This is a genomic window from Vibrio pectenicida (assembly GCA_024347015.1).
Lineage (GTDB): Bacteria > Pseudomonadota > Gammaproteobacteria > Enterobacterales > Vibrionaceae > Vibrio > Vibrio pectenicida.
In genome coordinates this window covers 258447-284079 of sequence record AP024890.1, presented here as the reverse complement: position 1 = coordinate 284079, position 25633 = coordinate 258447, and the positions used below count along the sequence as shown (strand labels likewise).

General features: G+C 40.6%; 20 protein-coding genes. 9 read left to right on the top strand and 11 right to left on the bottom strand.

Going from position 1 to position 25633, the window contains the following annotated elements:
• The first annotated feature begins 83 nt into the window (after positions 1-83).
• Together OCV27_RS16200 and OCV27_RS16195 are read left to right on the top strand one after the other, a co-directional pair.
• Entirely contained in the window at positions 84-584 is a 501-nt protein-coding gene (locus tag OCV27_RS16200) for a putative pterin-binding protein (RefSeq protein WP_125321002.1), read from the top strand.
• 5 nt (positions 585-589) lie between these two features.
• Positions 590-2707 carry an ATP-binding protein gene (locus OCV27_RS16195; protein ID WP_125321003.1) on the top strand — a complete coding sequence of 706 codons (2118 nt, stop codon included), beginning with the start codon at positions 590-592 and terminating at the stop codon, positions 2705-2707.
• Between the two features lie 18 nt (positions 2708-2725).
• Here OCV27_RS16195 and OCV27_RS16190 read toward each other — a convergent pair whose 3' ends face one another.
• The 7 genes from OCV27_RS16190 to OCV27_RS16160 form a co-directional block, all read right to left on the bottom strand.
• Positions 2726-3460 carry a methyltransferase domain-containing protein gene (locus OCV27_RS16190; protein WP_125321004.1) on the bottom strand — a complete coding sequence of 245 codons (735 nt, stop codon included), beginning with the start codon at positions 3458-3460 and terminating at the stop codon, positions 2726-2728.
• 178 nt (positions 3461-3638) lie between these two features.
• On the bottom strand, positions 3639-4946 hold the full coding sequence (guaD, locus tag OCV27_RS16185) for a guanine deaminase (protein ID WP_125321005.1): 1308 nt from the start codon (positions 4944-4946) through the stop codon (positions 3639-3641).
• 31 nt (positions 4947-4977) lie between these two features.
• Complete coding sequence (xdhC, locus tag OCV27_RS16180; protein ID WP_125321006.1) at positions 4978-5829, bottom strand: xanthine dehydrogenase accessory protein XdhC; 852 nt, start codon at positions 5827-5829, stop codon at positions 4978-4980.
• A 29-nt stretch (positions 5830-5858) separates the two neighbouring features.
• On the bottom strand, positions 5859-8183 hold the full coding sequence (xdhB, locus tag OCV27_RS16175) for a xanthine dehydrogenase molybdopterin binding subunit (RefSeq protein ID WP_125321007.1): 2325 nt from the start codon (positions 8181-8183) through the stop codon (positions 5859-5861).
• The gene (gene xdhA, locus OCV27_RS16170) at positions 8176-9564 is read right to left on the bottom strand and encodes a xanthine dehydrogenase small subunit (protein WP_245986724.1); all 1389 of its coding nucleotides are present in this window, start codon (positions 9562-9564) and stop codon (positions 8176-8178) included. The genes xdhB and xdhA overlap by 8 nt, the downstream gene beginning before the upstream one ends.
• Positions 9565-9974: 410 nt before the next feature.
• Complete coding sequence (locus OCV27_RS16165) at positions 9975-11555, bottom strand: S8 family peptidase (protein ID WP_125321009.1); 1581 nt, start codon at positions 11553-11555, stop codon at positions 9975-9977.
• 337 nt (positions 11556-11892) lie between these two features.
• Positions 11893-13554, bottom strand: a complete 1662-nt coding sequence (locus tag OCV27_RS16160) for a methyl-accepting chemotaxis protein (protein ID WP_125321010.1) — start codon at positions 13552-13554, stop codon at positions 11893-11895.
• Between the two features lie 545 nt (positions 13555-14099).
• On the opposite strand from OCV27_RS16160, the gene OCV27_RS16155 reads away from it, so the two are divergent.
• On the top strand, positions 14100-14456 hold the full coding sequence (locus OCV27_RS16155) for a YibL family ribosome-associated protein (RefSeq protein WP_125321011.1): 357 nt from the start codon (positions 14100-14102) through the stop codon (positions 14454-14456).
• Positions 14457-14580: 124 nt separating this feature from the next.
• Entirely contained in the window at positions 14581-15072 is a 492-nt protein-coding gene (locus OCV27_RS16150) for a GNAT family N-acetyltransferase (RefSeq protein ID WP_125321012.1), read from the top strand.
• Positions 15073-15136: 64 nt separating this feature from the next.
• Here the strand turns inward: OCV27_RS16150 and OCV27_RS16145 are convergent, their stop codons facing one another.
• Positions 15137-15340 carry a hypothetical protein gene (locus OCV27_RS16145; RefSeq protein WP_125321013.1) on the bottom strand — a complete coding sequence of 68 codons (204 nt, stop codon included), beginning with the start codon at positions 15338-15340 and terminating at the stop codon, positions 15137-15139.
• Positions 15341-15506: 166 nt separating this feature from the next.
• Between OCV27_RS16145 and OCV27_RS16140 the strand changes: the two genes are divergently transcribed.
• Genes OCV27_RS16140 through OCV27_RS16130 form a run of 3 tightly spaced genes read left to right on the top strand, consistent with a single transcriptional unit; the run spans position 15507 to position 17715 of the window.
• Positions 15507-16871, top strand: coding sequence for a DNA-3-methyladenine glycosylase 2 family protein (locus tag OCV27_RS16140; protein ID WP_125321014.1), 1365 nt, complete (start codon positions 15507-15509; stop codon positions 16869-16871).
• Positions 16868-17350 carry a methylated-DNA--[protein]-cysteine S-methyltransferase gene (locus tag OCV27_RS16135; RefSeq protein ID WP_125321015.1) on the top strand — a complete coding sequence of 161 codons (483 nt, stop codon included), beginning with the start codon at positions 16868-16870 and terminating at the stop codon, positions 17348-17350. Before OCV27_RS16140 ends, OCV27_RS16135 begins: the two co-directional genes overlap by 4 nt.
• Positions 17350-17715 carry a hypothetical protein gene (locus tag OCV27_RS16130; RefSeq protein WP_125321016.1) on the top strand — a complete coding sequence of 122 codons (366 nt, stop codon included), beginning with the start codon at positions 17350-17352 and terminating at the stop codon, positions 17713-17715. Before OCV27_RS16135 ends, OCV27_RS16130 begins: the two co-directional genes overlap by 1 nt.
• 85 nt (positions 17716-17800) lie before the next feature.
• On the opposite strand, the gene nhaD is transcribed toward OCV27_RS16130, so the two are convergent.
• The gene (nhaD, locus tag OCV27_RS16125; RefSeq protein ID WP_125321017.1) at positions 17801-19234 is read right to left on the bottom strand and encodes a sodium:proton antiporter NhaD; all 1434 of its coding nucleotides are present in this window, start codon (positions 19232-19234) and stop codon (positions 17801-17803) included.
• 279 nt (positions 19235-19513) lie between these two features.
• On the opposite strand from nhaD, the gene OCV27_RS16120 reads away from it, so the two are divergent.
• Positions 19514-20167 carry a tail fiber domain-containing protein gene (locus OCV27_RS16120; protein WP_125321018.1) on the top strand — a complete coding sequence of 218 codons (654 nt, stop codon included), beginning with the start codon at positions 19514-19516 and terminating at the stop codon, positions 20165-20167.
• A gap of 57 nt (positions 20168-20224) precedes the next feature.
• On the opposite strand, the gene OCV27_RS16115 is transcribed toward OCV27_RS16120, so the two are convergent.
• Positions 20225-23338 (bottom strand): HD domain-containing phosphohydrolase, encoded by a 3114-nt coding sequence (locus OCV27_RS16115; protein ID WP_125321019.1) that lies wholly within the window; start codon positions 23336-23338, stop codon positions 20225-20227.
• Positions 23339-23342: 4 nt separating this feature from the next.
• Here OCV27_RS16115 and OCV27_RS16110 point away from each other — a divergent pair, with 4 nt between their 5' ends.
• On the top strand, positions 23343-23540 hold the full coding sequence (locus OCV27_RS16110) for a hypothetical protein (RefSeq protein ID WP_125321020.1): 198 nt from the start codon (positions 23343-23345) through the stop codon (positions 23538-23540).
• Between the two features lie 199 nt (positions 23541-23739).
• On the opposite strand, the gene OCV27_RS16105 is transcribed toward OCV27_RS16110, so the two are convergent.
• Positions 23740-25044, bottom strand: coding sequence for a dicarboxylate/amino acid:cation symporter (locus OCV27_RS16105; protein ID WP_125321021.1), 1305 nt, complete (start codon positions 25042-25044; stop codon positions 23740-23742).
• Between the last annotated feature and the right edge of the window lie 589 nt (positions 25045-25633).

Sequence of the window (25633 nt, the reverse complement as noted above, 5' to 3'; positions counted from 1 at the left end):
GAGTAGTAGTGATTCTTTGGCTATACTAAACGATAAATATATAAAAAAATTAATGATAATTAAAGCACTTTTGAGGGTTTCTTATGCGCCAAGTCGTTTTTGTCAGTTTGCTGAGTATTGGGGTAATGTTCGCTAATATTGTACATGCCCTGCCTCCTCCAGAAGGAGATCCAATACTTTGGGTCTCTGGCAAAATTACCGAGTCAAACACATCTAGTGGTGTTGAATTTGATACTAAAATGATTAAACAGTTACAACAAGGTGTCATTACAACCCATAACCATGTTGTTGCTGAGCCCTTAGAATACAAAGGACCTAAGTTAAGTGCATTGTTGGACTATGTTGGTGCAAAAGGTTCGTCACTTAAAGTGATTGCCTGGGACGATTATGTAGTGAGTATTTCCATTGCTGATATTAAAAAATATGACGTTTTGCTGGCAACACATGAAGATGGTATTAAGATGACTATTGATGGTAAAGGGCCATTTTTTATTGTTTTTCCATTTGTTGATCACCCAGAGCTTGATAGAGACCTGTACTATGGTTTGTCAGTCTGGCAGGTGCGAGATTTGATTGTCGAGTAGCGATTATGGGGGCAAGTTTTTGGGAAAGAGGACGACATTTTGTCGCTATCATCTCAGCGTTATCCCTTGTGCTTCTGTTAGTGATTATTTACGTTTTTTTCTCAGTCTCTAAAATTAAGAATGTTGCACCTGAACCTTATGTCACTATCATTAACAACAACATCACAGCGAAAACCAAGCTATTAACCGTAAAAGCGGCAATTCTTACCTACACCACCCACAGAGACAAAAAACATCTACTCCAGCTTAAGTTTAAATCGAAAGTGTTCCGAGCGAGTATCTATCATGATTTACTGGCTGAGAGGACGATAGACTTACACTCAAATTATGGTGATGTGGATGAACTCCGGCAGATTAACCATTTTGTTTCGGAGGCTTTTGATGACATTGATAAGCTCACTCTAGGTGATATCCAAGCAGCTCAACAAGTGATATCTGCATTTGATAAAGCATACACGCGATTGAATGCTTACTTGTCTGGATTTGTTAACAATGTCCAGCAGAGGCAGGCTGAATTTCTTAATTTTAAAGAGTCATTTTATAACAAACAATATATTTATTTGGGGATCATTTTCCTATGCTCGATGTTAATGGTCGGTGTGATCTCTTGGATGTACTTAAATCAAATCAGATTAGGGAAAGACTTAGAAGAAAAAACCCAAGTTATGGAAGAGGCCAAAAAGAATGCCGAGCAAAGTGCCAATGCTAAAGCAAGATTTTTGGCTAATATGTCCCATGAAATGCGCACTCCATTAAACGCAATTATTGGTCTGAGTCAAAAAGAGTATTACCAATCATCAGATGAGCAGACTCGCCACTTTTTATCAATGATTAATAGCTCCGGTGAGCACCTTCTTAAATTGATTAATAATGTTCTCGACCTAAGTAAAATTGAGAAGGGTAAATCGACGTTATCCAACGACGATTTTTATCTCAGTGAACTTATCGATGTGTCTAAAACGGTATTTATTAATTTTGATAAGCAACACGACGTTGAGGTGTTCTTTTCTACCGGACTTAAAAGTGATTACAAAATTCGCTCAGATAAGACCAAACTAGTGCAAATAATTAATAATTTAGGTTACAACGCCCTTAAATTTACTGAAAAGGGACTGGTAGATATGTCCATCTCTATCGCAAGGGAAGACGGACAAACTCAACTCAATATTAGAGTCAAGGATAGTGGTATAGGTATGACTCAAGAGCAGCTTGATAAAGTATTTCAAGAGTTTACCCAAGCTGATGACTCTATTACTCGTAAATATGGTGGGACAGGACTTGGCTTGTCTATTTGCCAGTCTTTAGTCTCGATGTTTGGCGGTACGATACAAGTGAATAGTACTTTTGGTGCCGGCAGTGAGTTTAGCGTTAATATTCCGACAGAGGTGATAAAAGAGAAACTCTTACTTAACCCTTTACAGAACAAAAAATTTGTACAAGTGATTGCCAGTAACCAAGATGTACGCTCGTTGATCATTGGTGAATTAGAGGAACTTGGTCTTTATGATTCACAGGGGACCACCTTACTGTACTATCTTAGTAATGGTGAGCAGTTGGATGAGAAACTCAATCAATTTGTTGAGGTTGAGCCAGAATCCATCTTAGTTTATGGCCACGTTAATACGCCTTTGCCTCTTATGGATAATGCCAGGCTGCTGAGCAAACCTTACGATCTTTTGAGTTTAGTTAGCTGCTTGCAGGGTACACCTGAACCAAGCTCAATACCTCCCTCTATGGGATATGAGCCACGAAAGGTTTCAGCTATGCTGGTTGAAGATATTCGCATGAATCAGATTGTGGCAGAAAAGATGCTGCTGACGTTGAGTGCCGAGATCACAACGGTGAATAATGGTCAAGAATGTCTAGATATGCTTCGACAAAAAAGTTTCGATATTATTTTTATGGACATTCAAATGCCCGTGATGGATGGTCTGGAAGCACTGCAGCGCATCAGGACAGAAGGGCTTGCCCCCAATACTCCGATTATTGCTTTGACTGCTAATACGTTTGATAGTGATGTAGAGTATTACCTAGAGCAAGGGTTTAGTAGCGTTCTTGGTAAACCATTTAAACTTGATTGGCTAAAGGGCATACTTGATGAGTATACCCGTATTGAAGGGTAAAATATGTCAATTAGCCTATTATGGAGTTTTGACACCTACCAACATTCCTACACGTTGATTTTCGATACCAAGCATCCATTTTTTGAGTGGACTCAGATCACCAAAATCGTAGCAATGAGCAGAAAAAACACTATTAAACCCCGCTTTTATTAGTTGCTCTCGCCAGTGAAGTTCTGAATTGAAACAAACGCCTACTCCAGCGGTGTTGGCGCCCATTTGAGAAGTCATAGGCTTGAGTAGCTTAGAAGACGTTAATTGATAGATTAACTTACCTGGTGCATTTGAGTGATCTTTCCCTTCATAAAAGTTTTCAAAGATAATTACAATGCCTTCTGATCCAAGCATGTTGTAGGCAGATTTCAGGCCTTCCAACTGGATTTCATGAGTTTCGCTGTAAGAGGATGCAATAAAGTGATGTAATACCCAGTTAAACTGGATCATATCGTAGTCTTTGGTACCTTTGAATTGTTGATAAACGCTATTAATAAGAACTTTATTACTATTAGGTATATTTTTAGTGTTCATATTCGAATCAGGCTCTATGATATCGACAAAGCAGCCAAGGTATTGACTAAGTAGCTTGTCGGCATACAATCCATTACCTCCTCCCACGTCTAGAAAATGTGCTTGGTTTGGATTGCTAATATTCTGATCAATGATACTGCAAATAAGCCGAAATAAAGCCTTATCGATATATTCGACATCAAATTTAGCGACTTGTTGTGGATTAAGTAACCTTATATTTTCTGACATAAATAATACCTCCAGTTTCAGTTACTTAAGCATATATCATGCCCGAAATGTAATTTTTAAGTCATTGATATTAAATAATATGTAGTTAAATAAAGCAGTGGTATTGAATTTATTCTCAATATGATTTTTATTTTGATGTATCCGTATTTTTTACACACTATTTTCAACCTTTATATCTCTAGCTAAGAGCATAAGCCTTTTCACCTAGGATGTAGGTTTCAAATACGATACGGTCATCTCCAAGAGTCAGTAGAACAAAGAGCTTTTCTTCTAGAGTTTTGGTTTGCTCCATTCTTATAGAAAGTAATGGCGTTGCGTGTAAATCAAGTACCACAAAATCAGCCTCTTTACCGACTTCAAGATTGCCAATTTTATCTTCTAGGTCTAGAGCTCTCGCCCCACCAAGTGTTGCTAGGTAGAGAGATTTCAAGGGGTGTAATTTCTCTTGTTGAAGTTGCATTACTTTGTATGCTTCGTTCATGGTTTGTAATAAAGAAAAACTGGTGCCAGCACCAATATCGGTGCCCATACCGACTTTGACTTTGTAGCTTTCTAGTTTAGATAGTTTGAATAAACCTGAGCCTAAGAAGAGGTTGGATGTTGGACAAAACGCAATTGCTGAATCTGTTTCAGCCAAACGCTGACATTCGTGATCCGACAGGTGAATACCATGTGCAAACACGGAGCGCTTATGCAAAAGTCCATAGTGATCATAGACATCAAGATAGCCAGCACGCTTTGGGAATAGCTCCTTAACCCATTCAATCTCTTTAAGGTTTTCGGATAGGTGCGTATGCATGTAAACGTCTGGATATTTTTCTAGTAGCTTACCAGCCATTTGCAATTGCTCTGGGCTGCTGGTGGGAGCAAATCGAGGAGTTACAGCATAGAGAAGCCTTCCTTTATTGTGCCATTTCTCAATCAATTGTTTAGACTCGTGATAGCCCGATTCTGGTGTATCAGTCAGTTCTTCTGGTGCATTGCGGTCCATGAGAACTTTTCCAGCGATCATTCTTAACCGACGTTTTTGTGCTTCTTCGAAAAAGATATCAACAGATTGTTTATGAACAGTACCAAAGACCAAAGCCGTGGTGGTACCGTTACTCAATAGTTGATGAAAAAAGAGTTTGGCAACACTTCTTGCGTAGTTGGGGTCGTTAAAGCGCATTTCTTCAGGAAACGTATAGTTTTCTAACCAATCAAGTAATTGATCTCCATAAGAGGCGATAATTCCTGTTTGTGGGTAGTGTATATGGGTATCTATAAAGCCAGAAGTTATTATTTTGTTTTTATATTCAGTAATCTGCATGTCTTTTGGTTGTTTTTTAAGTAGTGTTTGAGCCTCGCCTATGTCTATTATGCTGCCATTTTCAATCACTAGCAGTCCATCATCAAAGAACTGATAAGAATTGTTTAGTCCAACGTCTTTTGGATCAGCGATGCTGTGTATAATACTTGCGCGGTAAGCTTTGCGTTGACTTGCCATATATACTTCCTTTTTGGCTTACAGTCAGGGGTTAGGCTATTCTATCTTTTATCGAGATCTCGGCTTGGTCACTGCAAGCCATTTTCTGCTTAGAGCGTTTCTGTTCAATGGGCTGCCCTTGATAGTGCATGATTAATTCTCCTGCGATTGATACTGCAATTTCTGCGGGATGTTTGCCATTGATACCACTTAAACCAATAGGGCAAACAACAGTATCTATTTGCTGTTGTGAGTAACCTCGTTGAGCTAATCGCATATCAAATCTCTTTCTTTTTGACTGTGAACCTATAATGCCGAAATAAGTACTATCGCCTTTGTCTAAGATGGCTTTCGCTAACTCAAAATCTAACTGATGGTTGTGTGTCATCACAAGGTAGTAACTTCCCGGGGGTTGACTACTAACTTCATATAGCGGTTCATCAGAGACTAACTTAGTGACATGTGTAGGGATAGATTCTGGGAAAATATTGTCACGTTGGTCAATCCAAGTAATTTGAAATGGAAGTGTTGACACAATATGTAACAGTGCCTGAGCCACATGGCCGGCTCCAAATATGACTAAATGTTTAATGTTAGATCTGATTGGCTCGAAGCTGAGTGTTGCCATACCACCACAGCATTGACCCAATCTCGCCCCAAGGTTAAATCGTTCTAGTTTTGGGGATTCCTCACCAGATAGCAGCATTTCACGTGCAATTTGTGTTGCAAGGTGCTCTAAATGTCCTCCACCAATAGTTGCGATTAGACGATCACCTGTGATGAGCATTTTAGTGCCAGCAGCCCTTGGCACTGATCCATGTGTTTCTAAAATCGTGACTATTACACAAGGCTGATGCTGTTTTTCTAGCTGAGCAAGCTCATGAACCCAATTATCGTTATACATGGTTTTCTCCTGAGAAACTGCCTACTTTACTAAGATGGTTTAGTTTGGGTCGCTTCCTGAATAGCCATTAACACACGCTCTGGTGTTGCAGGTGTGTTGAGTGTTGGGGATGAGCCCTTGGTTGCGATAGAAGCTATTGCGTCTTTTAATGCGCTCCAGACTGAAATAGCGAGCATAAATGGTGGCTCTCCAACAGCTTTTGAATGAAAGACCGTATCCTCAGGGTTAGTGTGGTTTTGTAGAAGCTGAGTATTAAATTCAATTGGCATATCGGTAATAGCCGGTATTTTGTAGCTCGCGGGCCCATTAGTTGTAAGGCGGCCTTGGTCATTCCAGCTCAGTTCCTCTGTGGTTAGCCAGCCTACGCCTTGTATAAAGCCGCCTTCGATTTGGCCAATGTCTATCGCAGGGTTTAGTGATGCACCAACATCATGAAGAATATCAACACGTAGAATTTTATATTCTCCCGTCAAAGTATCAATAATAACTTCTGAGCAGGCAGCCCCATATGCGTAATAGTAGAATGGTCGGCCACGTGCTTTCTCACGGTCATAATGGATTTTTGGAGTCCGATAAAAGCCAGTACTTGAAAGTGATATCTGATTGAAGTATGCCTCTTGAATGAAAGCTTCAAAGGTTATGGTTTCAGTACCGACTATCACATTGCCATTTTTAAACACAACGTCTTGTGCAGGTATATGATAGTGTTTGACCGCAAACTCAGTTAGGCGTTTTTTTATTGTTATAGCTGCGTTCTGAGCAGCTTTACCATTTAGGTCGGTTCCTGAAGAGGCAGCTGTAGGGGAAGTATTTGGTACTTTATCTGTATTTGTAGCTGTGATTTGAATTTGTTCTATATCTACTTGGAATTCTTCGGCAACAATTTGTGCCACCTTGGTGTTCAAACCCTGTCCCATTTCCGTACCACCATGGTTAAGGTGAATACTACCATCGGTGTAAATATGAATCAGTGCGCCGGCCTGATTGAGAAAAGTGGCGGTAAAGGAAATACCAAATTTTACTGGAGTGATAGCCAAGCCTTTTTTAAGTATTGGGCTTTGTTTATTGTACTTCTTGATGGATTGACGGCGAGAGTGATAGTCGCAGGTTTTTTCAAGCTCAGACGTGATCGCTTGCAAGCAATTGTCTTCTACTTTTTGGTGGTAATGCGTAATGTTTCGCCCTTCACCACCATAGTAATTAGCCTTGCGGATATCGAGAGGATCTTTCCCTAGGTAGTGAGCAATTTCATCCATGATATGTTCAATAGTCATCATTCCTTGAGGCCCACCAAAGCCTCTAAATGCAGTGTTTGATGCTTTATTAGTTTTGCAGCGATGGCCTGTAACCGTTGCGGCCGCCAAGTAGTATGCATTGTCAGAGTGAAACATAGCTCGGTCAACAATTGAACTAGATAGATCTGGAGAATAGCCACAGTCTCCTGAAAGGACAATATCAATGCCTTCAATGATACCAGCGTCATTGAATCCGACTTTATATTGATTGTAAAAAGGGTGCCGTTTTCCGGTTAGCGTCATATCTTCCATACGGGGTAGACGCATTTTAGTTGGGCGTTTGGTTTGATGAGCAATGACGGCGGCTAGGCAAGCAGGAATCGCAGCCTGAGTTTCTTTACCGCCAAAACCTCCGCCCATTCTGCGTACTTCGATGATAATTTTATTTATCGGTAGGTTGAGAACTTGTGCGACTTTATGTTGGACTTCTGTAGGGTTTTGCGTTGAAGCGTAAACCTGCACTCCACCATCTTCAGTGGGTACTGCGCTGCTGACTTGAGTCTCTAGATAAAAGTGCTCCTGTCCACCTATTCCTAACTCACCTTCAATGATGTGCTTGGCTTGCTTTAGGGCATTCTTCGATGAGCCTCTTTTTTGCTGGTGGCTTTCTGTGACAAATTGTTTTTGCTCTAAAGCTTGCTTGACATCGAGTAGAGGAGGAAGAGGTTGATACTCTATAATGGCAGCTTGTGCTGCCTTGCGTGCTATGTCGAGGCTATTGGCCGCGACGGCAAAAATTGGCTGGCCGTAGTATTGAATTAAGCCGTCGCTGAGTAGTGGGTCCCCTGGTAAAATAGCGCCAATATCCAATTTCCCAGGAATGTTTTGGTGCGTTATAACGATTTCAACGCCTTCAACTTCATAGCAAGGGGAAACATCAAGCTTAGTTATCTTTGCATGTGCATAGGTGCTGAGTTTTGCATAGACATGTAATTGATTTGGGTATTCAAGTAAGTCATCAACGTAAACCGCTGTACCTGTAACCTGTTTTTCTGCACTATCATGTTTGACACTTTTGCCTACGCCAGTGGTTAACTCCTTTTGATGTGATTTAGACATAAGAGGTCACTCGTGTTTCAATTTGATTGTTAAGATAGTCTTGTTCAATAAATAACCTTTGAAGCATGTTGGCAGCGACTATAGATCGGTACTCTTTGCTAGCACGAAAGTCGGTCAGTGGTTCGAAATCTTGGCTTATTGACTTCATTGCTGACTCGATAGTTTTCTGATCCCATGAACTACCAATGAGAGTGTTCTCACAATGAATGGCTCGTTTTGGAATTTCTGCCATACCTCCAAAAGCTATTCGAGCATTAATGACTTTGTTGTTTTTAATTTCAATATTGAAAGCGCCACATACTGTAGAAATGTCATCATCAAGACGTTTGGAGAGTTTATAGGCTCGAAACAATGTTTTACTTTTTAGCTTGGGGATGAGAATTTGTTCTATGAACTCGCTTTTTTGTTGTGTGGTGACTTTGTAACTAACAAAGAAATCGTCAAGTGGTATTGTTCGTTTTTCCCCACCACATCGTAGCTTTAACTTAGCGTTCAGTGCGATAAGAAGAGGAGCAATATCACCGATTGGAGATGCATTAGCTAAATTCCCTCCAAGGGTACCTAGGTTACGTATTTGTGGTGAAGCGAAACGGTGTAATAGCTCACCAAAGTCAGGAAAGTGTTGTGTGAGTAGGGGAGCTGCATCAGTAATATTGGTATTGGCACCAATACTAATTACTTTACCGTTCTCACAACATAGCTTCATATCATCAACAAGATGTAAGCATATCAAGGTTGTAATTTCTTTGTGAAGCTGAGTTACCTCTAATGCTAAGTCTGTTCCTCCCGCAACTAATTTGGCTTTAGGGTTTACAGTGTAAACCTTAGCTATTTCTTCAATGCTGCGCGGCAAATAGGCAGTGAGTTTACCAAACTTAAGGGTCGCAGGTTGTTTACTGAGAGATGTGAGTTGGGAAATGGTTGTCTTCTCAAGAGAAGAAAATTGATCAACTAAAGGTTGATTAGAAGATAAGGAAAGAGCCGCATCTACGATTGAACGATAACCAGTGCAACGACATAAATTGCCGGCGAGAGACTCCAAAATATTTTGTTTGTCTAACTTAGGCTTATTCTTTACCAGTGCAAACATCGACATAATAAAGCCAGGAGTACAGTAACCACATTGAGAACCATGAAAGTCAACCATAGCCTGCTGAACGGGGTGCAACTTATCACTCTCTTGCAAATCTTCTACCGTAATGAGCTGTTTTCCATGTAATGAAGAAATAAAGGTCAGGCATGCGTTAATGGAACGATATTCAAGCTGATTGTTTTTGGCTTCAGCTAAAACGACGGTACAAGCGCCGCAGTCTCCAGAACCACATCCTTCTTTAGTCCCAGTTTTACGTGTATGTGTTCTTAGGTATTGAAGAACAGTCATGTTGGGTGAAAGTTGATGTTCTTGTTTGACTTCTTGATTGAGCATGAAAGTAATCAAGAGACCTCCGGTGTTGTGACACAGTTGTTTCAACCATAAAAATCTAACGTATTGTGCAAATCTAATTTTATAGCATCACTGATATCTTGGTGGGTTAAATGTCAGTAATTGTTGTTATCTTTAAGTATATGAATACTAGTGGCTATTTTCTAATTTAAATTTAATATTAACAACAGCTATTGAAATCAATATTATTTATTAAGCAGCCTAGTAGAAATTGAGTAGGGAATCGGTAGCAAAACGGTCCATATACGAACCGCTCACTAATATATGCTTTTGGGGGTTGGTGGATGAAAAGATGCCAGCCAACAAGTGTTGACTGGCATTGACTCTATGTTAGACGTTTATTTAAGTTAGTAGTTTGCTTGGAGAGTCACCCCACTGTAGGTGCTATATGCATTTAGCATGACGTGGTAACGACCAGTTTGTGTATTGGATATAGTACACACCTCATTATTACCAGAGCGATAAGGGCGGCAGTCCCACGTCCCGGTTGTCGGTTGTGCACCAAATCGTACATATAAATCAGCATCGCCGGAACCACCATTTGTGGTTATAGTGAGAGTTTTACCCGCAGTGACATCAATATAGTACTGCTTTTTCCCACCGCGGCTCGCGCTAATATTACTCACAGGTGTTCCATTACTAAGCTCCCCATCTGGAGTTGGAGTGTTACAATCTGGCTCACAGCCACTATCGTTGAGGCTGTATACAAGTTTGTTTACCGTGCCCCTAGTGTCATTAATCTTGCCAGTGCTAGCTCTGTTTGCTATTAGTGCTGAGACTTGTGATGGAGATAAAGAGTTGTTTTCATCTAGATAGAGCGCAGTCACACCAGCAACATGAGGTGCAGCCATTGACGTACCACTAATGGTTTTGTATCCACCATCATACCAAGCCGACTTGATGCTTGAGCCAGGCGCAAATACATCAACACAGTTTCCCCAATTCGAGAAACTGGAGCGACTGTCACTGCTTGTTGTGGAGCCGACTGTTAAACCACTTGGCTCACGGGCAGGTGAAGAGTTACAAGCGTCGGCATTCGAGTTGCCCGCAGCTAATGCGAAGCTAATGCCAGATTGTACAGCGCTTGCGACTGCGCGATCCAATGAGCTAGAAACACCTCCACCAAGGCTCATATTGGCCACTGAAGGGCCTGAAGCATTGGCTGCAACCCAGTTGACTCCTCCAATAACCCCTGAATTTGAGCCCGATCCTCTACAACTTAATACTCTTACACCAACAATGTTGACGTTTTTTGCAACACCGTATTGATTTCCACCTATGGTTCCTGCAACGTGGGTACCGTGCCCATTACAGTCGGTTGAATCGTTATCATTGTCGACAAAATCATAGCCAGATCTGGAACGACCACCAAATTCAATATGGGTGTTGGTTACACCGGTATCAATTACATATGCCGTGACACCTGTACCATCAAAGTTATAGTTGTAGCTGCCGCTTAGAGGTAAGTTACGTTGATCAACTCGGTCTAAGCCCCACACTGCGTTTGTTTGGGTTCCTTCATCTGACAAAATAGGATCGAGAGAAACAATTTGGTCTTGCTCGATGAAGTCAACCTGTGGGTCAGATTGAAGAGATTTTAGCTGTTCTTTGGTTAGTGTGGCTGAAAATCCACTGAGTACATGGTCGTAAATTCTCTCGGCTGAAAATGCATGCTGGTTTGCTAAACCCGCGACTGTTTGCTGTGTGAAATGAACCAGCGCTTGTGAGCCTTCAAACATCATTTCTGGTTTTTTTAGCACCACGATATACTTATTTTTTATTCCTTTGTTACTTGCGACTGTTAGTAAAGGTGCAAGGTTTTGACTTTCGGTAGCAGTGGATTTTACCTCGCCTTGTTGTGCAAGCCCTGACGTTGAGATAACTGATAGAGTTGATGCAATACAACAACTTATAAGCTTCTTGTACATGTTATTTTCCTTTGAATAGTAAAAGATATTGTTGAACATGGCCTACGACAAACATCAAGCAATTGATATATTTTGTGGCTTCTGAGAAACCTATCTACAACTTACACACAAATTACACACATGGTAAAATCGGGGTGTTTAATTGTATTAATTAGTCAATAACTTTGCGTGTGATTCATGGAAATTGGTGAAAAAAAATTTGCAGTTACGTGACTATTGGAACGCACTTCAATAATGAGAGTTTTTGCTCTATAGCTTGCGGGGGACGTGCTAGGTGATTTGAGTGGCGAGAGAGGTAATGTAAAAAGGCCCGCTTAAATGGCGGGCCAAGGAGTTTTTAGACTTTAAACCTGCCCACTAAGTCATAGAGTTCATTAGCTCTATGGTTTAGCCCTTGGCTACCTGCTTTATTTTCATTCGCTAGTTCGGCAGATTGAGAGCTTTGGTCGGAAATAACCACGATACGTTCAGAAATTTCCTGACCCACAATGCTTTGTTCTTCCGTTGCTGTGGCAATGAGAGAGTTCATATCCATAATGGTGCCGATGGATTCCTGAATCTTGACTAATGCTCTGGCTGCAGCATTGGCTTCTTCAACCGTGCTTGCACCGCGTTTTCGGCTTGATTCCATCGCCTTAACAGCGTCATCAGAAGCAGATTTCAACTGCTCAATCATTTGGTGAATTTCGCCAGTGCTGTCTTGAGTTCGACTTGCCAATTTACGAACTTCATCAGCTACCACGGCAAACCCGCGGCCTTGCTCACCTGCTCTAGCAGCCTCGATAGCAGCATTGAGTGCTAATAGATTGGTCTGTTCAGCAATGTCTTGAATGACTTCTAGAGAAGACGATATGTTTTGAACGTCACTTTCAAGGCGAGAGATGACACCGTTGGCTTGTGAAACTTCTTCTGCAAGTGCTTCTACCGACTGCGCTGCTGAATTGACAATACTTTGAGCATTCTTTGCATTATCATCCGCTTCTTTAGCTGAATCCGCTGCTTGACTGGCATTGTTGGAAATTTCTGATGCGGTCGTTGTCATCTCAGTCATTGCTGTAGCGACTTGTTCTGTTTCCTGTCGCTGCCCTGACGCGATTTCATCGACTTTTGCCGCACGTCCAGTCATATTGGTTGTTTCAGATACCACCTGCTGACCGACTTCGCTGACACTGCGGATTATAGTTTGTAGGCTAGCGACAAAGGCATTAAAGTTGGTACTCAGTTGTGAAAACTCCGGCGCTTTAAAACTATCCATACGCGCTGTTAGGTCGGCATCGCCACTGGCAAATGAGCTTATAGATGCATCAAATAGTTCAAGAGGCTTAAGAATAGTGCGATTTACTCCGACAGAAAATACCGCAACAATAGCTGCAATAATAATACAGAATAGGATGATAGCAGACAGCGTTTCTTGCAGTGCCTCGTTGGATGAGCTTTCCATTTCTGCAACAAGCTCGTCAATATCATCAGTGTAGAAACCAGTCCCTAGCATGAGATCCCACTCTGAAATAAAAATAGAATAAGCGAGTTTAGGTAAGGCTTCTTTTTCACCAGGCTTGGGGAAATAATAGGTGGTGAAATCTCCAGATTTCGAGTTACGGATAAGATCACGAATAAGATAGTTACCTTTCTTATCCTTCAAATCCCAATAATTATTACCAATACCTGCGGTACTGCTGCCTTGAATTTTTCTGATACCTTTAGAGTCGTAACCAAACATGTAGCCTGTTTTACCGTATTTCAGGGCCCTAAGAATAGGGGAGGCTTCTTCGAGACTTGCACCTTTATCAAGTAAAGGTTGTACCGCAGACTGTGCCATTTGAAGATAGTGTTTAAGCTCCTCTTTCTTCATGTCCATCATATTACTTCGAGTAACTTCAATCTGCTGAGCGTTAAGCTCGTTGGTTTTTATGTAGGTAAATCCAAGCATGCCCAGTGCAATGATGAGTAAAGGAGCAAGTGCCAAAATGTATAGGCGGCTTCGAATTGTAAGGCTCATACATACATCCTGTTTTTAGTAGTTCTTAGGGCGCCAGTGTCAGTGCCAGTTCCAGTTATAAATAGTTGAACCCAGGAGAGCATGCCTAACAAAGACTAAACAATATAGGGGGCGGATCCTGAGTCAACCGCTGCTACATTAAGATTAGACAATATGTGGGTATAGGCACATATTTATTGATAATTTAGTTTTTAGTTTTAAATGTATAGGAATGGATTGTTCTAGGTTGCATGAGTAAGCTCCAATTTTTATCTTTTATGTCAATATATTAGTCATGGGTAGCGTGCAAATTATATCGCGCTATAAATAGCGCTTGAATTTGACTGGACAGATGAGTGTATTACGAGGCTGGTAGCCAAATGTATTACGTCTTGTTTTTAGATGAAGTTTTCAAGCAGGTCGTAAGTCTCTTTTTATGGCGTTATTGGCTCATACCTCGTGCGCTACTGTGTTTGTGTCAAGCTGATATGTGGTTGATTGTTTGGCAATACAGCACTTCCTAATTATGTTAGACTCACTAACCTTTTTTCTGAGAACATGACATAATGAGTACTACGCAAGAAATTCAAGATCTTAATAATCGCGTCGATAAATGCCAGCGCAAGTTGGACTCAGCGAGAACTCGTGGTGACCAAGAAATGGTGACTAAATTTACTGATGAAATAGATAAACTCAATAAAAAAATTCATGCCTTCAGAAGTAAGCAAACTTATGATTTGAGCAAGGAACGTAAAACGCTTAAAGCGATGGCCTTTTCACGTGAGATTACCAAGGCGGAGCAGGCTGATATTGGAAAGCTAAAGAAGTCCGTCAAAGGCTTAATTGTGGTACACCCAATGACGAAGCTGGGTAAGTTTCTAGAGCTAAGCGTGATGACAGGCTACGCCCCAAAACCTTTTTAATCCCATTGTGATGAATTTTCCTAATGGTATTGATTGTGCTTGTTCGGATCTCTTTATCTTCTTGATATGAATCAAGGTTTGTATTATTTTTATTGGCCTTTATTCTCGTTTTCAGGAAGTAAATATGAGTGATCAAAGGTTAAGCATTATCCAAATTACCCCCGAGCATGATTCGAAGATATGCCAGATCATAAAACAAGTTGGCAAAGAGTATGGTGCTGTTGGAGAAGGTTTTGGACCGTCAGATGCTGAAGTCGAAAATATGAGCCAATATTATTCGCTGGAGAAAAATTCCTTGTATTTGGTCGCTCTTCTGGATAATAAGATCGTAGGCGGTTGTGGTATTGCTCCCTTCACCGCTGATGGGAAAATAAGTGAGCTAAAAAAGCTTTTTTTGCTGAAAGAGAGCCGTGGGTTAGGACTCGGAAAAAAGTTGTCTCTAAAGTGCCTTGAATTTGCCCAGCAGCAAGGTTTTGAACAGTGTTACCTAGATACTTTATCGAATATGTCCGAAGCTGTTAAACTTTATGAAAGTCTGGGCTTTGAACACCTTAACTCTCCTCTAGCTGGGACCTTGCATGACAGCTGTGATGTATGGATGCTCAAGCATTTGTAGTTTTGATAGAATAGATAAAAAATAGGCCTGCTAAAACAGGCCTATTGCTATTTTTGAAGAAGGATTATAAATCCATCAGACTCTCAATAGACTCTTCCACCGATAGGTCGTAGTAAGAGCGTATAGTTTGCCCATCAGTAGCATCGATCAATATATTACTAATGCCAGAGGTGCCGTGTACTTCTATTATTTCTAGGCTTTTTTCAACATTATGGTAGGTGAGTTTATGGTTATCTTTGAGCACAATAGTGCACGTGTGTAAGTTCATAGCCAACGTCCTTATATTTGTTTTATTTTATTTTATTTTCCATTGTAACTCTAGATGAGTTTAAACCAATAGCAAATTCGATTCGGTTCCGAAAATGGCTAGTATTCTATTCTTAGGTAGTTAAACTTTATATAAGAGCTCAAAGCTGAAGAATTGAAGAGTTTTTATGCACTTAATATCACAAGTCTCCTTGCAAGAATGTCAAAATGCTCGTAAAGCAAGAGATGCACGTTTTGATGGTCTGTTTTACGTGGCTGTAAAAACAACAGGCATTTTTTGTAGACCTATCTGTCCAGCAAATTTACCTAAAGAAGAAAATGTCGAGTACTTTTTTGATAAAGCGCAGGCGCTAAAGGCAGGATATCGGCCATGCTTGCGGTGCAGACCAGACAGTGCACCAAACTCATGGGCATGGAAAGGAGTGGAAACTACTTTTTTGCGTGCTGTCAAACTTATTGATCAAGGTGTGCTTCAGTCCGGTAGTCTTAGTGACTTATCGCAAAAATTAGGAATAAGTGACAGGTATTTACGTCACTTGTTTCAACGCTATCTAGGTATGCCTCCGAAACAATATGCTTTGTACCATCAATTGATGTTCGCTAAGCAGTTGCTCCATTCTAGTTCAATGTCTATAACCGATGTTGCTTTTGCCAGCGGCTTTGCAAGTGTGCGCCGTTTTAATGATGCATTTAAACAAGTTATGAAGCTCACCCCTACCCTGATGCGTCAGAAGCAAGGCCAACTACAACTTGAAACCAACTATATTGATTTGACATATAATGGGCCGTTAGATTGGCAACATATGCTTGAATTCTATCGGTTAAGAGCGATTGAGGGTTTGGAGCGTGTATATAAAAATCGTTACCAGCGAAGGTTTATCATTAATGGTGCATCAGGTACTTTTTCTATTTATCCTATTCGGACTGGAATAATGCGAGTTGAGTTTGAGTTATCTGATCATCTTCAGCTTCAAGCCATGGTTAATCTGCTAAGGAGGATGTTCGATCTCGATAGTGATATCCTAGCGATTGAAAATGTTTTTAACCACCTAAGCCCAAAGTTAATCAAGAGAAGCGGTATCCGAATTCCAGGCGTTTTGAGTACTTGGGAAGCTGGTGTACGTGCAATTTTGGGCCAACAAGTGTCAATTAAGGCTGCTATAGGGCAACTCAACTTGCTGGTGCGTCATTTACAACCCCAAAAAGTGACTCACTTTCCGACGCCACAAGAAGTGGGTCAAGCCGATGTGTCTTTTTTGCGTATGCCGCAAAGCCGGAAACAGACTTTGATCAGGTTTGCCGAATATGTGCAAGAATATCCCGAAGCAGAGTGTGATACATGGCTGGATATTAAGGGTATTGGGCCTTGGAGTATTAACTATGCCAAATTGCGAGGAGCCTCAAATCCTAACTGTTTTCTTGAAGGAGATTTAATTGTGAAAAAAGTACTGAAACAGTTTCCTGAACTCAGCTCTGATAGTGTTGCTCCGTGGGGGAGCTACGCCACATTTCATTGTTGGAGTCATGCATGAACCAGTTTTACACGACTTTTGAATCTCCCTTAGGCCAAATGACCGTCCAAGCGAATGACCTTGGTTTATTGGGTGCTTGGTTTGAGACTCAGACCACACAACCGCAAGAGTTAGGCAAAAAAGATCCAAAGCATCCTATACTTATTTTAACAATCAGACAGTTAAAGGAATATTTTTTTCAGGGTAGACAAACGTTTGAATTGCCACTTGCTGTTAGAGGAACTGTATTTCAGCAACAAGTATGGCAAGAATTAACGACTATCCCTTTTGGAGAAACATGGAGTTATCAAAAGCTTGCTGAAGCAATCGGTAATCCAAGAGCAGTTAGAGCCGTCGGATTGGCAAATGGTAAAAACCCTATTTCAGTAATTGTGCCTTGCCACCGAGTTATTGGTAAAAAAGGCAAGCTAACAGGGTATGCGGGTGGCTTAGAAAGAAAAGCGGCGTTATTAAAATTGGAGCACTGGGAACCTGATTAATGCGGTTAGAATATAGGATTATTTTCGTACTACTAGCCTTGATGTTGCAAGGGTGCTTTGAAGATAATCTCAATCGAATGATAAACAAACAAACTTATGAGTTTGAGGGGGTATATGAAAACTTATATACCCAAGATTTGCTGATGTTCAAAGATGCCAAAGTAACGATTAGTAAAGTTGGATCGCCTGATATATCCAAGTCATTTTCTGTTGAAGATAATTACTTAACAATCACAATGAGAAACAGTTCTTTAGAAAAAAGAGAAGACATTGTGATGCGTATTCACGGGGACAATGAAGCTTTGACTTGCAGTATTTGTGCAAAATATCAGTTGGCCAGTGTTTGGCAGAGGCGTCTTGAATAATAAGTACCTATTATCATCGGGCAGCAATTAGCTGCCCTTATAGTGGTATAGTGAGTTGGACCACTTGAGAATATTTTTGAGTTTCCTAGAATAAAGATGCGTTAAGTATAAGGTGCAATCCTATACTTACCACATAACCGATGGCGATAACGGGAGCCCATTTTAGGTGGCCAAAAAACGTATATTTGCCATGAGCTGCACCCATTAAAGCGACACCTGCCGCAGAGCCTATTGACAACAGACTTCCACCTACGCCCGCGGTAAGAGTAACAAGCAACCAGTTTCCCATAGACATCGATGGCTCCATAGTGAGAACAGCAAACATAACGGGTATGTTATCGACAATTGCAGACAGTATTCCTACTATGATATTAGCTAAAATAGGGTTCCATTGTGAATACATAACTTCAGACACTAACCCTAAATAGCCAAGTAAACTCAGGCCTCCTACACACATAACTACCCCATAAAAGAACAACAGCGTATCCCATTCGGCATGAGAAACGCGGCGAAACACATCAAATGGAACAACAGAACCTAGACGTTTTAAAGCGTGATCGTCACCCTTTGCAATGGCGATAGCTGCTTTTTTATGTAATGACGATTTAAGAGTTTTGCGTAAGAAAAAACCGAAGAATTGTAAGTATGCAAGTCCCATCATCATGCCGATGACTGGAGGGAAGTGCAGCACGGCATGAAATGCGACGGCGGTGGCAATAGTGATAATAAATAAGGCCACTATTCGGCGAGCTCCGCGTTTTAGCTCAACATGTTGGTGAATGGTATTTGGGGCTGTGTTTGGCACAAATAATGACATTATCGCCGCTGGAACTAAGTAATTTGCAACAGATGGGAGAAAAAGTGGCACAAACTCAGAAAAGGACACATGACCAGCTTGCCAAACCATTAGCGTTGTTATATCACCAAATGGACTGAAAGCTCCGCCTGCATTGGCCGCGACAACAATATTTATACATGCAAGATTGATGAACTTGGGGTTGTTGCCCCCTACTTTCATCACTACAGCGCACATAAGTAATGCTGTGGTGAGGTTATCTGCAATTGGAGAAATGAAAAAGGCCAGAATTCCTGTAAGCCAAAAGAGTGATTTGTAATTAAAACCTTTACTTACCATCCAAGCTTGAAGTGAATCGAATATCTTCCGTTCTTCCATCGCACTTATATAGGTCATTGCTACTAATAGAAATAGCAGTAGCTCTGCATACTCTAACAGATTATGTTCGAGTGCAGACTTTGCGATTTCTATTTGCCCATATTGTGAATAGACATATCCTATCATTGCCCATATAAGACCAGCAGCGAGTAAAACAGGTTTGGACTTTCTTAATGAAAGATATTCTTCAAGCATGACCAATATGTAGGCACTAACAAAAATGAGTAGGGACGCGTAGCCTACATAAGACTGTGTTAATGGGAGTACTTGCTGCGTGTTGACGGTTGCAAAAGAGTTAAAAGGGAATAACAAGAGGGCGATTAAGGCTGACCATTGTATAGCCATTACTTTCACTCCTTGAAAGTGAGTTGTTGCGATAGTGACGTCATTCTAAAGAGGTTTCTTATTCGGGTATGTGAGGTAGGTTTGATCTGATTAAATTGCAAGTAAACATATAGCATTGTTTAAATAACGTGCTGTAAGAAATGGCGTTAAGACATTGAGTTTAAATCAAAAATCTGTTTAACATTTGCGCTATGATCAATAATTAACCATTTCAGCTTGTTTCAAATTTGTTGTTAAAAGATACTCTGCACAATTTAAAACCACGGAGGGTTATTTATAATGAAACAACATGTTGTATTACTTTACTTAGGCTTAGTATTATTTTCGCTACCGAGCTTGGCGAAAGAATTTAATATTTTTTGTTATGATCAACAACAAGATGATTGGGAATGGTCGGATAATAAACAAACATTTAATTGGCCGTTAAAAACTCAAGAGCAGCCTTGGGAAAATAGCTATTTTGTGTTTATTCCTATTTCAGAAAGTGTATATCACTCTCTTGATGGATTTTGCCCTGAGGGAACAGTACCACAGCCTGCAGAAGGGCATTTTTCAACTTGGAAAGTGTTTTATGTGACGGATGGTGAACGTTCTTACTTTGCCCCAGGTAAGCGTTCTTATCATAATCTTATTGATCATGTTTTTCTTCGCTTTAGTGATGTTCATTTGAAAGAAAATATAGAGCGTATTACTTCTACATTAGAAGCGGTCAGAGCGATTAATGGTTATCGATACAACTATATTTTTCAAAAAAACAACCCAGAACTCGGCTTTGTTGCCCAAGAAGTTGAGCAATGGTATCCAGAGCTTATCAACACCCATTCTGAATCAGGTTACCTGCAAGTTGATTATAAAGGAATGATTGCCGTGCTACTTGAATCAATAAAAGAGATTGATGAAAGGTTAACTAAACTGGAAAATCATCAGCCCTAGCTAGATTAGCTTTTATTGGAACTTTGCGCAGTTGTGTAAACACATTTTTTGTCTCTGCTAAGTTTTAATATTCCCATTGTCTACGTCAATCTGATCTGGGCTTAAAAAACGTTCGGCGTAAGTGATGTGTAAACCTTGCTTAACAAATAAAGTGAAAAGGTCACCATCTATATGTTTGTTCGCTACCATATCTTCCATAATTGCAATGGCTTTACTTAACTTGAATGCTTTTTTATAGGGGCGGTCTGCGGCGGTTAAAGCTTCAAATATATCTGCAATGGCAAGAATTCTTTCTTTTACTGAAAGCTGGTCTTCACTTAGTTGGCGTGGGTAGCCACGCCCAGCTAATGTTTCATGATGAGTGGTAGCAAGTCTAGGGACCTGTTTTAGATCATCAGGAAAAGGTAAGCTTTCTAACATTTTAATCCCGCTCACCATATGCTCATTGATTCGATAACGATCTTCTTTAGTCAAAGTGCCTCTCAAAATAGATAGGTTGTAAATTTCGCCATAGTCGCTTAAAAACTCAGGTGCCTGCATAGTAATACCATAGTCATAACAAGGAGGGTGATACCGAGGTACTTTGTGTTCGGGTAGATCTTTAAGCAGTGTTTGTGTGGTTGAAGAAGCAGACAAGCGGTCTTTTTCTACTGGTGATAGACCGATAGTATCATCAAATTGTCGGCACCAAGTTTGAGCGCCAATTTTCTTAAGCTTGCTGATGTCTTCATCAGATACGGGGCGATCGCCTGTGTTTAGGGAGGCGACAAAGGTAAACTCTTCTTGTAACCGCGATTGTTGTGTCTTCACCCATGACAAGACTTGATCTACATCTTCGCCATTGTGTCTTTTCATGTAGCCTTTAAGGGCGATATCTCGCCATATCACTTCAAAACGCATACGAATTTCATGTAATCGGTTGTAATTGGCTTCCAGTTTTGTTCCTTTATCTACGATGTACTCTGGGACGGTTATTTTCCCGCAATCGTGAAGCCAAGCTGCCATTTGAAATTCACGTTTTTCCCGTTCTCCTTTAAAGCGGAAGTCTTCAAAAGAACCTTGTGTTGATGACTCAGCTGCATCGGCTAGCATCATCGCAATCACGGGCACTCGATTACAGTGACCCGCGGTATATGGTGATTTATCATCGATGGCTCTTGCGATAAGTTGAACAATAGAGTCAAGCAAGGCTTCTTGTTGCTTTTCATGCGCTTGCAATTGATTGGCCATCTCCTCGACAGAGTCTGACAACTGTGAGATTTCACGAATCCGACTTTTAACTGGTTGTAATTGTTTATAGTTACGCTTTTGAATTTTTTTGGTTTCTTTTTTCAGCGATCGAATAGCTTGAATGATAGGGGATCCTGATAGCCAAGCTAGCCATAGCATCGGCAACATAATTAAAGCGGAGATGCCTGTGGCGTATAACACTTGTCGTACTACTTGGTTATGTAATACGGAGACAGGCAAGGTAATAGCTAAAAATTCACTGGGAGAAGAAGATCCTACAGGTTGTAAATACACATAAGTATCACCTGACTTTGTTACTGAATTTACTAAACTGCCTTGTTGCGAGGGAGAGGCCATCAGGTCGTAAAAAACAGCATGGGGTATCACTCGATGCTTGGTTGCGGCTGAATTACCAAGCCACTTTGCGAGTAAGAAATCTTTCTGGGTGTCATTAACTTTTTTGATGGCTCGATTGATAATGGGTAGTAATTCAGCGTATCTCTTGTTGAGCGCGATATGAAATTCGGTCTCAAATCCTTGGTTAAAAGGGGCTATATCTTCAATGACGGTTACACCGTCGGTAAAATATTGGTGGACAGCGTGTTTAAGAATAGCGCTGCTGTCGATGAAACCACTTATTTTACCCGTTTTAAGAAGCGTCAAACCTTCGAACGAATCATTGACTTCAATGATGTCGATGTTTGGGTAGTTTTTTTTAAGATTTGGGATAATAGACCAACCTGATAAGATGGCGACTTTATCGTCATTGAACGCACTAAGATCTTTAATATCGGTTAATGTATCTGAAACCAGAATGCCAAAAGGTAAAGTAAATATGGGATCACTGTAGACGCCTTGAGCATAGCCGTCTTTGTGATATTGAAGGGAATGTAATGCGTCGAGTTTATCATTATTAAACTGATTGACCAATTCGCTCCAATCTAACCCATTACTAAATGCCCATTTTATGCCTGTCATTTGGCCGATCATTTTGACCATGTCAATCGCATAGCCTCTAGGCTCGCCAAGAACACTATAATCTATCGGTGCCCAGTTTCTTTGGTTGGAAATCCGTAAAGGGCTTAAGCTTTTGATTAGAGCTTTTTCTTGCTCAGTCATTGGTAGAGAGGGAAGTGTTGGTAGTGGTTTCTCTTTGAACGTTGGGTTAGTATCGGCCAGCATCTCACCAGTTTGGCGGAAAACATAAGCTTCACTTAGTTGCTGTGCAAAGGTTTGGTTGAGTATCGTGGAAAGGGTTGAGAGTAATACATCTATTCCTATCACCGCTGTTCCTGCATTATTTTTGGTGGCATAAGTTTGGCCAGATACAGCAACTTGAGCAAAGATATAGGGTTCAGTTTTGATAGTACCACCCGACTGGGCTTTTTGGTACCAAGGCCTTAAGGAAGGGAAGTATCCACTTAAGGTTTCTTGAGTTTTTCGTACCTTGAGATCGTTGCTAACAAAGGAAACGGTTTTCTTACGTTGTCCATTTCTAGCTTTTTTTACTGTGACCATCAGCCATTTGTCATCAGACTTTGCGTTTATATTTGATCTTAATGTTTGTTCTACATCCAAGTTAATTACTTGATAGAAGTCATCATCTTGAGTGCCAAAAAAGACACTGTAAAGTTCAGGGGTAGCTTCTAACGTTGTTAAAAAAGCAGGTAACCATTTCTGAGTATCATTTGAAGGTTCAACTACCTGAGCAAGAGTGAAAGCAATGTTACGCATACGAGTGTCAGTCTCTTTCATATTGTCACTGACATTCTTAGCAACTGAGGAAGATTCCGCGAGTTGATGCTCTTCCAAGGTTTGATAGATAAAGTGGTAATGAATAGATAGAGCTAAAGTTGCTGTAAGAGTCGCAACCAGTAATAACAGCGACCCTATGGTGACCCGTATAGAGAAGGTCTGCTTATATGGCTTTTTCTGAGGCATGACTGTGTTCCAGGTTCGAGATTTTACTACCGCGATTGAACCACGGACCAAAGAGTATTTTGAAAAAAAGGCGCGTCGTAAGCCACTAGATAAAGTATCGACTTGCTTGACGTTGTTCTTTGGTCAACAAGCCTATCGAGTTATAAGAGTCACTCTAATCAATGTTGCTAACCTTATAAAATTAAAGACATGTTTTGGTTAATTTGCAAGGTAGAGTCATGAGCTTTTTGACAGTTGTGAAGTCAGTAGATTAAGACATGGTAGGCTAGTTAATGTTGATCATGTTCTGGGGTATTTTATGATTTTAAAAGCCCCAAAACGTTTGTTTTGAGGCTTTGTATTTAGAAATTCATAAACTTATCAAGCGATGGTAATTTTAATGGTTTGGACGCTTATTCGGCTTAGGCTTTAGAGTGTTTTAGGCTCACTTGCTCTTCCTTTTCACCTGCAAGAGGGTCATTAAAGCGAGTTTCGTCTAGAGCACCTTCAGATTTAGCCACAATGACGGTAACCGCGTTATCACCGGTAATATTTACTGCTGTTCTTATCATATCAAGTAAGCGGTCAACACCCATGATTAAGGCAATACCTTCTAAAGGTAGACCCACTTGGTTCAAGACCATTGCAAGCATTACTAGACCGACTCCGGGAACGCCCGCTGTACCAATTGAAGCTAGGGTAGCGGTTAAGATCACCATTAGGTAATCACCCATAGTAAGGTCAATGTTAAATGCTTGAGCGATAAATGCGGTGGCTACGCCTTGCATGATCGCTGTACCGTCCATGTTCACAGTAGCACCTAGTGGAATAGTGAACGAGGAAATACTGTTATCTACACCCATACGATTTTTGGCCGTTTCCATCGAAACAGGAATCGTCGCGTTTGAAGAAGCCGTAGAGAAGGCGAACATGATCGCATCTTCCATTTTCTTCAAGAAGGTGATCGGGCTTAGTCCCGTGAAACCTTTTAGCATCAAACTGTATGTGACTAGACCGTGAAGAACCAAGGTTCCTGCCAGCACCAAGAAATACTCAGCAAGGTTCATGATTGCGCTCAAACCTAGGCCAGTAAACAACTTAGCCATTAGGAAGAACACACCGTAAGGAGCTAGGTTCATCAGTAACGCGACTAATTTCATGATCACTTCGTTCAGATCAGAAAATACAGATGCGATTCTTTCACCTGCTTTACCAGCGGCGCTGATGGCGATACCAAACAATACTGCAAACACAATCACCTGCAGAGTTTTACCTTCAGCCATAGAACTAATAGGGTTAGTCGGGAACATGTTAATAATAACTTGTCCCAAAGAAGGGGCTTCCGCTGATTTAAATGAACTTACTGCGGTGAGATCGGCTCCAGCACCTGGCTGGAAGATACTACCCATAGTAAGAGCGAATGTGATGGCGATAGTTGTGGTTACAATATAAAAAGCGAGTGTTTTACCACCCATTCGACCTAAAGTTGAAAGATCTTTTAGCGCGCTTGTTCCACAGACTAGTGAAACAAATACTAGTGGTACAACAAGCATCTTCAAGCTGGCGACAAAAATCTGACCACCAACTTCAAACAGTCCGTTGACTATATATGTGTCGACAAATCCGTTGTCGGCAAAAAGGCTGCGAATTGCAAATCCTGTCAAGATACCCGCTACCATGCCTATAATAACGCGGCTAGTTAGCGACAGAGGTTTCTTGGTATTCATCGTGAACACTCCTTATAGTTATGCACCTTAAGTTCACTTCAAGGCGTTCTGGAGGGTATCAGGCGAAGCGTAGAATACGAACGTAAAATGTATTGTTAGATATGTGGATGTGATTAAGATCACTTATTTTGGATTGCCTTTAACTTTTTAGTAACATTTTTCGCTGATTTTATTATTTTTTTTAATTTTTAATTTACATAAAAAGTGGTTTTATTTAAAAGTTACCCCATTATGTTCATATAATACACTCTGCGCATATGTAAAATCAATTATTGCCCATGTGAATAATAAATCACTACTTATTCATTCCTTGTTACTTTTTGACATGGGTAATGTATTGCTCATTGGCTGATTTTTGCTGCTTGAGCATCCCTTCTCCGATGTGAAATATTCTTCATTGTTGTTTTTGTTAATAAAGTTGTTGTTTAGTTGATGATTTATTTCGTTGTTTGTGTGTAATAGTTGTGTCTCTTTTGTGCGTTTTACAGTGGTGAATTGCTAATGAGTAAAAGAGATAAGTTGTACATTTGAATGATTTGCGTGGGCTTTTCATTGGATTACTATTATATATATATCGAATGATTGGTCG

Bases quoted from the DNA above. Each gene is read 5' to 3' on its own strand.
- OCV27_RS16200 (WP_125321002.1), top strand. From the start codon at position 84: ATGCGCCAAGTCGTTTTTGTCAGTTTGCTGAGTATTGGGGTAATGTTC.
- OCV27_RS16195 (WP_125321003.1), top strand. From the start codon at position 590: ATGGGGGCAAGTTTTTGGGAAAGAGGACGACATTTTGTCGCTATCATC.
- OCV27_RS16190 (WP_125321004.1), bottom strand. From the start codon at position 3,460: ATGTCAGAAAATATAAGGTTACTTAATCCACAACAAGTCGCTAAATTT.
- guaD (WP_125321005.1), bottom strand. From the start codon at position 4,946: ATGGCAAGTCAACGCAAAGCTTACCGCGCAAGTATTATACACAGCATC.
- xdhC (WP_125321006.1), bottom strand. From the start codon at position 5,829: ATGTATAACGATAATTGGGTTCATGAGCTTGCTCAGCTAGAAAAACAG.
- xdhB (WP_125321007.1), bottom strand. From the start codon at position 8,183: ATGTCTAAATCACATCAAAAGGAGTTAACCACTGGCGTAGGCAAAAGT.
- xdhA (WP_245986724.1), bottom strand. From the start codon at position 9,564: ATGACTGTTCTTCAATACCTAAGAACACATACACGTAAAACTGGGACT.
- OCV27_RS16165 (WP_125321009.1), bottom strand. From the start codon at position 11,555: ATGTACAAGAAGCTTATAAGTTGTTGTATTGCATCAACTCTATCAGTT.
- OCV27_RS16160 (WP_125321010.1), bottom strand. From the start codon at position 13,554: ATGAGCCTTACAATTCGAAGCCGCCTATACATTTTGGCACTTGCTCCT.
- OCV27_RS16155 (WP_125321011.1), top strand. From the start codon at position 14,100: ATGAGTACTACGCAAGAAATTCAAGATCTTAATAATCGCGTCGATAAA.
- OCV27_RS16150 (WP_125321012.1), top strand. From the start codon at position 14,581: ATGAGTGATCAAAGGTTAAGCATTATCCAAATTACCCCCGAGCATGAT.
- OCV27_RS16145 (WP_125321013.1), bottom strand. From the start codon at position 15,340: ATGAACTTACACACGTGCACTATTGTGCTCAAAGATAACCATAAACTC.
- OCV27_RS16140 (WP_125321014.1), top strand. From the start codon at position 15,507: ATGCACTTAATATCACAAGTCTCCTTGCAAGAATGTCAAAATGCTCGT.
- OCV27_RS16135 (WP_125321015.1), top strand. From the start codon at position 16,868: ATGAACCAGTTTTACACGACTTTTGAATCTCCCTTAGGCCAAATGACC.
- OCV27_RS16130 (WP_125321016.1), top strand. From the start codon at position 17,350: ATGCGGTTAGAATATAGGATTATTTTCGTACTACTAGCCTTGATGTTG.
- nhaD (WP_125321017.1), bottom strand. From the start codon at position 19,234: ATGGCTATACAATGGTCAGCCTTAATCGCCCTCTTGTTATTCCCTTTT.
- OCV27_RS16120 (WP_125321018.1), top strand. From the start codon at position 19,514: ATGAAACAACATGTTGTATTACTTTACTTAGGCTTAGTATTATTTTCG.
- OCV27_RS16115 (WP_125321019.1), bottom strand. From the start codon at position 23,338: ATGCCTCAGAAAAAGCCATATAAGCAGACCTTCTCTATACGGGTCACC.
- OCV27_RS16105 (WP_125321021.1), bottom strand. From the start codon at position 25,044: ATGAATACCAAGAAACCTCTGTCGCTAACTAGCCGCGTTATTATAGGC.